Origin of the sequence: Sphingobacterium sp. HSC-15S19 (assembly GCF_050433745.1) — a bacterium.
Classification (GTDB): domain Bacteria; phylum Bacteroidota; class Bacteroidia; order Sphingobacteriales; family Sphingobacteriaceae; genus Sphingobacterium; species Sphingobacterium siyangense.
This window is the reverse complement of the sequence record NZ_JBNPWQ010000041.1, coordinates 37130-46374: the sequence shown is the minus strand read 5'-3', so window position 1 is coordinate 46374 and position 9245 is coordinate 37130. Positions and strand designations below refer to the sequence as shown.

Annotated in this window: 11 protein-coding genes; 6 read left to right on the top strand and 5 right to left on the bottom strand. The window is 36.9% G+C overall.

The window, feature by feature from the left end; translation table 11 throughout:
* The first annotated feature begins 166 nt into the window (after positions 1 to 166).
* Entirely contained in the window at positions 167 to 1027 is an 861-nt protein-coding gene (locus tag L1283_RS24470) for a hypothetical protein (RefSeq protein ID WP_429626535.1), read from the top strand.
* 21 nt (positions 1028 to 1048) lie between these two features.
* Positions 1049 to 2080 (top strand): hypothetical protein, encoded by a 1032-nt coding sequence (locus L1283_RS24465; RefSeq protein WP_312748074.1) that lies wholly within the window; start codon positions 1049 to 1051, stop codon positions 2078 to 2080.
* Between the two features lie 145 nt (positions 2081 to 2225).
* Here L1283_RS24465 and L1283_RS24460 read toward each other — a convergent pair whose 3' ends face one another.
* Entirely contained in the window at positions 2226 to 2672 is a 447-nt protein-coding gene (locus L1283_RS24460) for a nuclear transport factor 2 family protein (protein ID WP_429626534.1), read from the bottom strand.
* 178 nt (positions 2673 to 2850) lie between these two features.
* Here L1283_RS24460 and L1283_RS24455 point away from each other — a divergent pair, with 178 nt between their 5' ends.
* Complete coding sequence (locus L1283_RS24455) at positions 2851 to 3843, top strand: ADP-ribosylglycohydrolase family protein (protein ID WP_429626533.1); 993 nt, start codon at positions 2851 to 2853, stop codon at positions 3841 to 3843.
* 394 nt (positions 3844 to 4237) lie between these two features.
* Here L1283_RS24455 and L1283_RS24450 read toward each other — a convergent pair whose 3' ends face one another.
* Entirely contained in the window at positions 4238 to 4684 is a 447-nt protein-coding gene (locus L1283_RS24450) for a nuclear transport factor 2 family protein (protein ID WP_429626532.1), read from the bottom strand.
* A gap of 187 nt (positions 4685 to 4871) precedes the next feature.
* Between L1283_RS24450 and L1283_RS24445 the strand changes: the two genes are divergently transcribed.
* Positions 4872 to 5615 (top strand): CPBP family intramembrane glutamic endopeptidase, encoded by a 744-nt coding sequence (locus tag L1283_RS24445; protein ID WP_429626531.1) that lies wholly within the window; start codon positions 4872 to 4874, stop codon positions 5613 to 5615.
* Between the two features lie 98 nt (positions 5616 to 5713).
* On the opposite strand, the gene L1283_RS24440 is transcribed toward L1283_RS24445, so the two are convergent.
* Complete coding sequence (locus L1283_RS24440; protein ID WP_429626530.1) at positions 5714 to 6160, bottom strand: nuclear transport factor 2 family protein; 447 nt, start codon at positions 6158 to 6160, stop codon at positions 5714 to 5716.
* Positions 6161 to 6395: 235 nt separating this feature from the next.
* Between L1283_RS24440 and L1283_RS24435 the strand changes: the two genes are divergently transcribed.
* Entirely contained in the window at positions 6396 to 6851 is a 456-nt protein-coding gene (locus L1283_RS24435; RefSeq protein ID WP_429626529.1) for a macro domain-containing protein, read from the top strand.
* 82 nt (positions 6852 to 6933) lie between these two features.
* Here L1283_RS24435 and L1283_RS24430 read toward each other — a convergent pair whose 3' ends face one another.
* The gene (locus L1283_RS24430; protein ID WP_429626528.1) at positions 6934 to 7095 is read right to left on the bottom strand and encodes a hypothetical protein; all 162 of its coding nucleotides are present in this window, start codon (positions 7093 to 7095) and stop codon (positions 6934 to 6936) included.
* Positions 7096 to 7464: 369 nt separating this feature from the next.
* Between L1283_RS24430 and L1283_RS24425 the strand changes: the two genes are divergently transcribed.
* A complete protein-coding gene (locus L1283_RS24425; protein WP_429626527.1) occupies positions 7465 to 8451 on the top strand; it encodes a hypothetical protein in 987 nt (328 codons plus the stop codon).
* A 90-nt stretch (positions 8452 to 8541) separates the two neighbouring features.
* Here the strand turns inward: L1283_RS24425 and L1283_RS24420 are convergent, their stop codons facing one another.
* A complete protein-coding gene (locus tag L1283_RS24420) occupies positions 8542 to 8988 on the bottom strand; it encodes a nuclear transport factor 2 family protein (RefSeq protein ID WP_429626526.1) in 447 nt (148 codons plus the stop codon).
* Between the last annotated feature and the right edge of the window lie 257 nt (positions 8989 to 9245).

The following is a 9245-nucleotide window of genomic DNA, read 5'->3' as shown; positions in this document are numbered from 1 at the left end:
TATCATGGCGGTGTGTTATAATTTTGCAATTTAAATATAGCAACTTTGCTATATCCAAACACCGCCACTTTTTAAACGTTTAGGACGCAAGTGATTCAGATTATTACTTTTATTGTCATTTATATTTGTAAATGTTAGTTTATTTAGCCGACCAAAATATTTTGTTATGCCAGATAAGCCGGAGAACTATTCAATTGATCAGTACAAATTATCAACAGAGAAACTATACGGTATAGAAAAGAATGTAGAGTTATTTACACTCACATTCCATAACGGACCAGATCCAATAAGTAAAGATAAAATTAATGCCAACACTCAGCTTAATCTAATACTTATTGCTGTCCTCCCCGATTTGTTAGGGAGCGCAGATTGGAAAGAAATTAATCTCGATACTATTAAAGACGACATTATTACAACTTCGGTATTAAATAGATTATTCCGAATAAATACGCTTTCAGGTTTAGATGACCCTTATGGTCCAAAAACTAAATATTTTGACGAATATCAAATTATCCGGAAAATTGGCAACAAATACTTTGCCTCTAAACATTGTTTAATTCAATTTTTTGCCGTCAGAAATAGGCCCTCCATTTTTCAGCATGTGTTTGGGACAATAAATATTGAGCAAGAGCCGCTCAAGATTACAGAAATGGAAACTATTTTTAAAAAGAGATACCCCGGCACTAACTTTCCACCATATACTATCGGCGACACACCTTATTCCTACAGTAGCGCTATTGATTATTTAAGAGATCGGAAAGAATACTTGTCAAAAACCATCAAGTTTCAAAATAGCGAAACTGGTTACCAGTTTTGGACCTATACAAACTGGCATGCGCATGATCATGAGCTAGAGGTAGATAGAGGTATTGACAGATTTGTATACGTTCCTGGAAAAGGGATCGTGGGCGGTTCATTTGATTTCTACTTTTATTTTTATCGAAAGAAATTACCCGTAAAGTATAGCGACTTTCTGAATAACGTAAAAGAGGAAAAAGTGATGATTGCGCCAGAATTTAAAGTTTAATGATCGCTCATCACATTAAAAATGCTATTCACCCAATCCGGTTCATTAAATGATTTTAGCGAAGCGGTGAAAACGAAGTTATTAAACATAGCGAAGGAAAAGATGGAACAACATGTAATTAAACGGTTCAGATTATGGCTTTTGATGCCACTATTAATTGTTTCGCTCAACTTATCTGCTAAAGTGAAATATATCTTATTACCTGATCATCCACAGGGCTGTATATTAGATAATTACAAATTATCTACAGATAACTTGTATGGTGTCAAGAAGAGCGTTGAGCTATTTTCACTGACGTTCATCGATGGTATAGCTATAGATCGAAATAAATTGGGCCATCACAAAGACCTTAATCTAATTCTTATTGCCGTTCTTCCAGATTTGGAAGGGAACCGGGATTGGACTGAAATTCATCTGGATAGTATCAAAAATGATACGATACCCCACCAATACCTTAAAAGGCTATTAAGAGCCAATACATATGCTGATTTTGATAAAACATACGGTGCAAAAACTAAATATTTCGACGAATATCAAATTATCCGGAAAATTGGCAACAAATACTATTCGTCCAAACATTGTTTAATACAATTTTTTGCGATAAGAAATAGGCCTGCCATTTTTCAGAATATGTTTGGAACAATAAATATTGAGCAAGAGCCTATTAAAATTACTGAAATGGAAGCTATTTTTAAAAAGAGATATCCGCATGAAGAATTTCCTGCTTACACTATCGGCAATACCCCTTACGACTATCCTACTTTCGATTATCTAAGAGACCGAAGAGAATATTTATCTAAGGTCGTCAAGTTTAAAAATGGTAAAATGGGTTATCAATTTTGGACTTATACAGACTGGCATACGCATGATCATGAGCTGGAGGTAGATAGAGGTATTGACAGATTTATATACGCACCAGGAAATGGGATCGTGGGCGGTTCATTTGACTTCTATTTTTATTTTTATCGTAAAAAATTACCTATAAAATACAGCGATTTCCTGAATAACGTAAAAGAGGAAAAAGTGATGATTGCGCCAGAATTTAAAGTTTGATGATCGGCAATCAACGAGTAACGCACATTGCATGACAAAACAAAAAAGCCAGATCTCACGACCTGGCTTCTAAACTAAATTTAAACATTTGATTCACTAGTGGTCTGTAGCCTGCCTGAGCTGACAAACCACTAATTATTGGATACTACTTATACGAATTGATCGATTTGGATACTTTCCAGTCATTGCCCACACGCTCCAAGGTAACTAAATCAGTCTTGGTGAAGTTTTCAAATTTCAACGTTATTTTAGCGACCATATAGTCTGCCGATTCCTCGATGATAGCTGTGCTTACTGTACAGTTTAGCTTTTCGCCTTTTTGTTTTTTAAAAGCTTTAACGACTTCGCTACGGCTGTTACTTTGTGCATTGGTAGCTTGGATCTTTTGATTAAAATCTTCGGCGAATAACTGCTCTACTCCTGCTGATTCTCCCTCAGTCGTTACCGCCACATAGTGCTCTAAAGCGAAATCTGCTGTGGAAAGGTTAACGTTTTCTTTTGTTGCTTTTGCTCCAGGTCCTTCAGCTGCCATAGCGAATGTAGATACTGCGATTAAGGCTGCTGCTGTGAATGTTTTTACTAGCGTTTTCATAATGTCTTTATTTTATAGTGTTAGTTTATCTGTTCTTATTTGTTGACTCAAAACTACGACACAATACGCCCCTAGCCTATTGGCTTTAGACCAACGATCGGGAAAACTCGGTGAATGGCGGGAATAGGGAGGTGAATATTTTTTATTATATTGATATGAATCAACGATCAAATTATTTATGAATATACAGTCTAATACAGCTGCTAATCAAGCGAAAAATAAAATGTATGGAGCATTGTTTGGCATCGCGGTTGGTGATGCATTTGGTGTACCATTTGAATTCAGGTCGAAAGAAGAAATGCTAAAAAATCCAGCTACCGAAATGATCGGATTTGGCAGCCATAATCAACCTATGGGTACCTGGTCAGATGATACATCTTTAACCTTGTGTCTTGCAGACTCGCTGTTAGGTGGATATGATTTGGTAGATATCTCCAAAAAATTTATAGCTTGGAAGGAAGGTAAGCTGTGGACAGCAAGAGGAGAAGTCTTTGATATCGGTATCACCACGGCTAAATCGATCGGTGAGCTTAAAGATATTATCGGATCCAGGCAAATCGGAGAGCTACATTTGCTAAAATATCGGGCGAGAGAACAAGACAACGGCAATGGTTCGTTAATGAGAATATTACCCCTTTTATTTGAGATCAAAGGACTTAGCCCGTCGGAACAATTCGAGAAAATTTGGGAAATTTCCGCCCTAACGCATAAGCACATACGCGCTGCAATGGCATGTTTTATCTATCTTAAATTAGCCGAACTCATTTTGCTAGGTTTGGCCAAGGAGCAGGCTTATGCTGAAATGCGGAATCAAGTTTCAAAGTTCTGGACGGACATCAATTTCCCTGAGTCGGAAATAATTCATTTTAATAGCACCATTTTGCATGACATCCGATCTAAGACACATAATCAATTAAGGTCCAGCGGTTATGTGATCGATAGTCTAGAATCAAGCCTATGGGTTTTTATGGAAAAAGACAACTATAAAGACACTGTATTATCTATTGTAAGCCTTGGTGAAGATACAGACACCGGGGCTGCGATTGCGGGCGGATTAGCTGGTTTGTACTATGGGCTGGAAAGTATACCTGAAGATTGGCTTTTGAGCATCGCCCGCTATGATGATATCAAATTGCTAATAGAAAAAATAGCGAAGAGATATTTGGATTAGAAATTCGATAATAATGTCTAACAAGTAAGAGCTTATTTCAAAAATGTCAATTTAAAAAATCGAAACATTTATTTTTAAAACTATTTTAAATCGACAGCTGTTCTTACCATACAAAGCGGCTACAAGCTGCCTTTCAAAAGAAAGGTTCAACATAAAAATTGGCGTCGTACAGTGAAAATCCAATTGTCTTTAAAAACGTTGGATGACGAAACAAAAAAGAGGAAACGATAGGAAACATAAAAATTGCTGTACAAATAAACGCTAAGAGAAAGGGTCTGATGAGAATCAGGCCCTTTTGACGTAAAAAAGCCACATCTCTCGACCTGGCCTTAATAAACATATGATTCACTAATGGTTTGTCTTTTGTTAACGGCATACCACTAGTTATTGGATACTACTTATACGAATTGATTGATTTGGAAACTTTCCAGTCATTGCCCACACGCTCCAAAGTAACTAAATCAGTCTTGGTGAAATTCTCAAATTTCAAGGTTACTTTAGCCACCATATAGTCTGCCGATTCCTCAATGATAGCTGTGCTTACTGTACAGTTTAGCTTTTCCCCTTTTTGTTTTTTCAGGGATTTAACCACTTCACTACGGCTGTTAGACTGCGCATTGGTAGCTTGGATCTTTTGATTAAAATCTTCGGCGAATAACTGCTCCACTCCTGCTGATTCTCCCTCTGTAGTTACCGCAACGTAGTGCTCTAAAGCGAAATCTGCGGTGGAAAGGTTAACGTTTGCTTTTGACGATTTTGCTCCAGCTCCTTCAGCTGCCATAGCGAATGTTGATACTGCGATTAGGGCTGCTGCTGCGAATGTTTTTACTAGTGTTCTCATAATGTCTTTATTTTATTGTGTTAGTTCTGTTGGTCTTATTTGTTGACTCAAAACTACAACACAATAGGCTCCTAGCCTATGGGCTTTAGACTAATGATCGGGAAAACTCGGTGAGTGGCGGGAATGGGGAGGTGAAAAGAGAAAGTTTTTTGCTATCTTATAGTAACCCATTAGAAATATATCTTTTATGCAATCTTATTTAAGATCTTTTTGGAAAAGTATCCTCGATTTCAATTGGAAGTTTGGGTTATTTCTAATTCTAATAATTTGTGTACCAAGATTTATTATGGTGCTCCATGCTAACCAATATGCCGATTATCGTTTTATCGGATTAATAATGCTGGTATCATTTATTGTTCCTTTCATATTCTTAAATAAAAAGGGAATTAAGGCTATTGGCTGGAACAAACCTAAAAGTTATAAGTGGTTATCCATAGCTTTTATTAGCGGTTGTTTGTATGCTTACCTGTTATTCCTCTTGGGTAAATCCCTTTATCAGGACAGCTATCAAAACTGGTATGTATATATCTCAAAGTCCTATAAGATTCCCACAGATTTAACGATAGAGGGAAAAAGGCAAATGTTCTTCATCATGGCTGGCACAGGAATGTTATTTAGCCCTTTTGGCGAAGAACTTTATTTTAGAGGGATAGTTCATGAAACCTTTGTTTCGAGATTCGGGAATCGTGGAGCATCAATACTAGATAGTTCGGCGTTTGCCTTAACCCATATCGCACACTTTGGATTAATATACCTGCTCGACGCCTGGCATCTTCTTTTTATACCTACTGTCATATGGTGTTTTTCGATGTATTTTGTAAGCAGACTGTTTTACTTCTTCAAAGTGAAATCCGGAGCCATTTGGGGCGCAATAATTTGCCATTCAGCTTTTAACCTTAGTATGATTTATTGTATATTTTACCAGTTATAATATAAAAAAGCCAGATCTCGCGACCTGGCCTTTAAACTAAACTTAAACATATGATTCACTAGTTGTCTGCTACCGAGCAGACAACTAATTATTAAATACTATTTATACGAATTGATCGATTTGGATACTTTCCAGTCATTCCCCACACGCTCCAAGGTAACGAGATCCGTCTTGGTGAAGTTTTCAAATTTCAACGTTACTTTAGCCACCATATAGTCTGCGGATTCTTCGATGATATCTGTGCTTACTGTACAGTTTAGCTTTTCGCCCTTTTGTTTTTTCAAGGATTTAACCACTTCGCTACGGCTGTTAGACTGCGCATTGGTAGCTTGGATCTTTTGATTAAAATCTTCGGCGAATAACTGCTCTACTCCTGCTGATTCGCCCTCTGTGGTTACCGCAACATAGTGCTCTAAAGCGAAGTCTGCTGTAGAAAGGTTAATGTTAGCGTTTGTTGCTTTTGCTCCAGGTCCTTCAGCTGCCATAGCGAAAGTTGATACTGCGATTAGGGCTGCTGCTGCGAATGTTTTTACTAATGCTTTCATAATGCCTTTATTTTATTGTGTTAGTTCTGTTGTTCTTATTTGTTGACTCAAAACTACAACACAATAAGCTCCTAGCCTATCAGCTTTAGACCAACAATCGGGAAAACTCGGTGAATGGAGGGAATAGGGAGGTGAAGCAAGTTGCATTTCAGGATAATTTTGTTCATCTTCATCCTCCCAACAATTCGGCCTCGAAGCTGAATGATTGGACTATTACGCATTTAAAAAAAAGAAAATGGTTACATATCTGGATTCTGGAAATATATTCAATTTACCTGATGTAAAAAATTATGCTCATGGTTGTAATTGTGCTGGAGCAATGGGGAAAGGAATCGCTTTACAATTCAAAGAAAAATATAATCAAATGTATTTGGAATATAAAAAGCGTTGTAAAGATGGTGATTTCTCTCTTGGGGATGTTTTTTCTTACGACTATGGTGAAGGCACTATTTTCAATCTTGGCACTCAAAAGACCTGGAAAACCAAAGCAGAGCTTAAAGCAATTGAAGATTCTCTTCTAAAAATGCTTGTATATGCCCGCCAAAATGGCATCGAAAAAATAGCCCTGCCCAAAATTGGGGCCGGGTTGGGTGGTTTAGTTTGGGACGATGTAAAAGCTACTATTAACAGGGTTGCCAAAGATTATGATGATATTGATCTTATCGTTGTAGAAAATTATAGAAATATTTAAAAAAACAATTGACAATTAGTAGCAAGTGGACAAAACTAAAAAAGCCACATCTCCCGACGGACCTTAATAAATAGATGATTCACTAGTGATTTGCCTTTTTATGACTTGCAAACCACCAGTTATTGGATATTACGTTATACGAATTGATCGATTTGGATACTTTCCAGTCATTACCCACACGCTCCAAAGTAACTAGATCTGTTTTGGTGAAGTTTTCAAACTTTAGAGTCACTTTAGCGATCATATAGTCAGCAGATTCTTCTAAGATGTCGGTGCTTACTGTGCAGTTTAGCTTTTCGCCTTTTTGTTTTTTCAGAGATTTGATGACCGCTTCACGGTTATGAGACTGCGCATTTGTTGCTTGGATCTTTTGATTGAAATCAGCTGCAAATAATTGCTCTACATCTACTGATTCGCCATCAGTAGTTATTGCAACGTTGTCTCGTTCTGGAAAAACTTTAAAGATTTAACCATTAGTCCTAAATACATGGAAATTTAGAGCGTGAATCGGAATATGAATTAAACAGTAATACCTGTATATTCATTAAAAGTAAATCTATTCGAGATCATAAATATGCTATTAAAGCGGAGTAGACTAAATCATAAATAAGCCATGTCAAAATTATTTCTTTGTGTCTTAACGAACTTCTTATTGTACAATTATGGTACAGCCCAGATTAATTGTACTTCACTATTTAAAAAAAAGTTTGAGAATAAAAGCTATTCTCCGGCCGAACTAGACAGCTTAATCAAAGATTTCTCCAAACTAAGAGCATGCGGACTCGACTCTGTCGCACTAGAAATTGCAACATCTTTGCCCGGAGTATTTAATACATTGATAGCTCCTTCAATGCAAGAGCCCAATAAGCAGATTACGTATCGCGAGGTATTCAATAAAATAAAAGAATTCAAAGCGTCGCCTGAATACCCAACCATATTGAAATTCCATATTGCCAACAAAACATTAAGGTCACGTACGGTTAATCTGAAAGAATGGTCAAAGGACAGTTTATTATTTCTTGATATTTTTGAAACGGACAGATCAGCAACCGACAAAGGTGAATTGGAGTCCTTTTATAATTTTATGAAGGAAAATAAAATCGGTGAGATAACTTATTACCAAGCTTGGGCCATTTTTAAAAATCAGCAAAAGCTAATGACTCCCCCAAAACCACAGAAAAAAATACTTTGGGATGATAACCAGGACAGCGCTCTTGCGGAGGTGATACAGGCAGCTAAAGAACAAAACAAAAGGGTCATTCTCTATTTTTCTGGTTGGACTGATATCACAAGCAGAAAGCTAGAGGCTGAACTAATGTATCTAAGTAACGATAACTTAATGAAATATATCCGCAGTAAATTTGTCTTTAAAGCCATCCTTATTGACGACCCAAGTAAACTGACAACAAAGGAATTGCAACAGAATCCAAATTTTGTAAAAAACGCTGATAATAGAGGTGCCAAAAATCGAAATATCCAAACTTATTATACCCATTCAAAAAAAATACCTTATTTCATTATGCTAGATGAAACAGGTAAAATTCTGAAATCATTAAGTGAGAATATAACTAAAAAGACGCTTGATAAATTTTTAGAGTAAAAAGCCACATCTCTCGACGTGGCCTTAATAAATATATGATTCACTAGTGGTTTGTCTTTTTATGATTGGTAAACCACCAGTGATACGGTACTATTTATACGAATTGATTGATTTGGATACTTTCCAGTTGTTGCCTTCGCGTACCAAAGTCACAAGGTCAGTCTTGGTGAAGTTTTCAAATTCCATGGTCACTTTTGCCACCATATAGTCTGTTGACTCCTCGATGATGTCAGTACTAACTGTACAGTTTAGCTTCTCACCTTTTTGTTTTTTCAGAGATTTAACCACTGCTTCACGGCTATGAGATTGTGCATTGGAAGATTGGATCTTTTGGTTGAAATCAGCAGCGAACAATTGCTCTACGCCTGCTGATTCGCCTTCGGTTGTGACGGCAACATAATGCTCAAGGGCGAAGTCTGCTGTAGAAAGATTAATGGTTGCTTTCTCAGATTTTGAACCTGATCCTTCAGCTGCCATAGCGAAAGTGGATACTGCGATTAAAGCTGCTGCTGCGAATGTTTTTACTAGAGTTTTCATAATGTCTTTTTTATATTGTTAGTTCTGTTGTTCTTATTTGTTGACTCAAAACTACAACACAATACGCCCCTAGCCTATGGGCTTTAGACCAACGGACAGGAAAACTCGGTGAATGGCGGGAATGGGGAGGTGAAAGCTATCTTCACTTTTAAATGAGGAAATAAAAAAATTACTGATCATTATCGAACGGTTATGTCCACTTCCGAACAGTTACCGAACTAATTTACCTTGCTTTAACACTCTATATCAACATGTTA

Bases quoted from the DNA above. Each gene is read 5' to 3' on its own strand.
- L1283_RS24470 (WP_429626535.1), top strand. From the start codon at position 167: ATGCCAGATAAGCCGGAGAACTATTCAATTGATCAGTACAAATTATCA.
- L1283_RS24455 (WP_429626533.1), top strand. From the start codon at position 2,851: ATGAATATACAGTCTAATACAGCTGCTAATCAAGCGAAAAATAAAATG.
- L1283_RS24420 (WP_429626526.1), bottom strand. From the start codon at position 8,988: ATGAAAACTCTAGTAAAAACATTCGCAGCAGCAGCTTTAATCGCAGTA.
- L1283_RS24425 (WP_429626527.1), top strand. From the start codon at position 7,465: ATGTCAAAATTATTTCTTTGTGTCTTAACGAACTTCTTATTGTACAAT.
- L1283_RS24430 (WP_429626528.1), bottom strand. From the start codon at position 7,095: ATGATCGCTAAAGTGACTCTAAAGTTTGAAAACTTCACCAAAACAGAT.
- L1283_RS24435 (WP_429626529.1), top strand. From the start codon at position 6,396: ATGGTTACATATCTGGATTCTGGAAATATATTCAATTTACCTGATGTA.
- L1283_RS24440 (WP_429626530.1), bottom strand. From the start codon at position 6,160: ATGAAAGCATTAGTAAAAACATTCGCAGCAGCAGCCCTAATCGCAGTA.
- L1283_RS24445 (WP_429626531.1), top strand. From the start codon at position 4,872: ATGCAATCTTATTTAAGATCTTTTTGGAAAAGTATCCTCGATTTCAAT.
- L1283_RS24465 (WP_312748074.1), top strand. From the start codon at position 1,049: ATGCTATTCACCCAATCCGGTTCATTAAATGATTTTAGCGAAGCGGTG.
- L1283_RS24450 (WP_429626532.1), bottom strand. From the start codon at position 4,684: ATGAGAACACTAGTAAAAACATTCGCAGCAGCAGCCCTAATCGCAGTA.
- L1283_RS24460 (WP_429626534.1), bottom strand. From the start codon at position 2,672: ATGAAAACGCTAGTAAAAACATTCACAGCAGCAGCCTTAATCGCAGTA.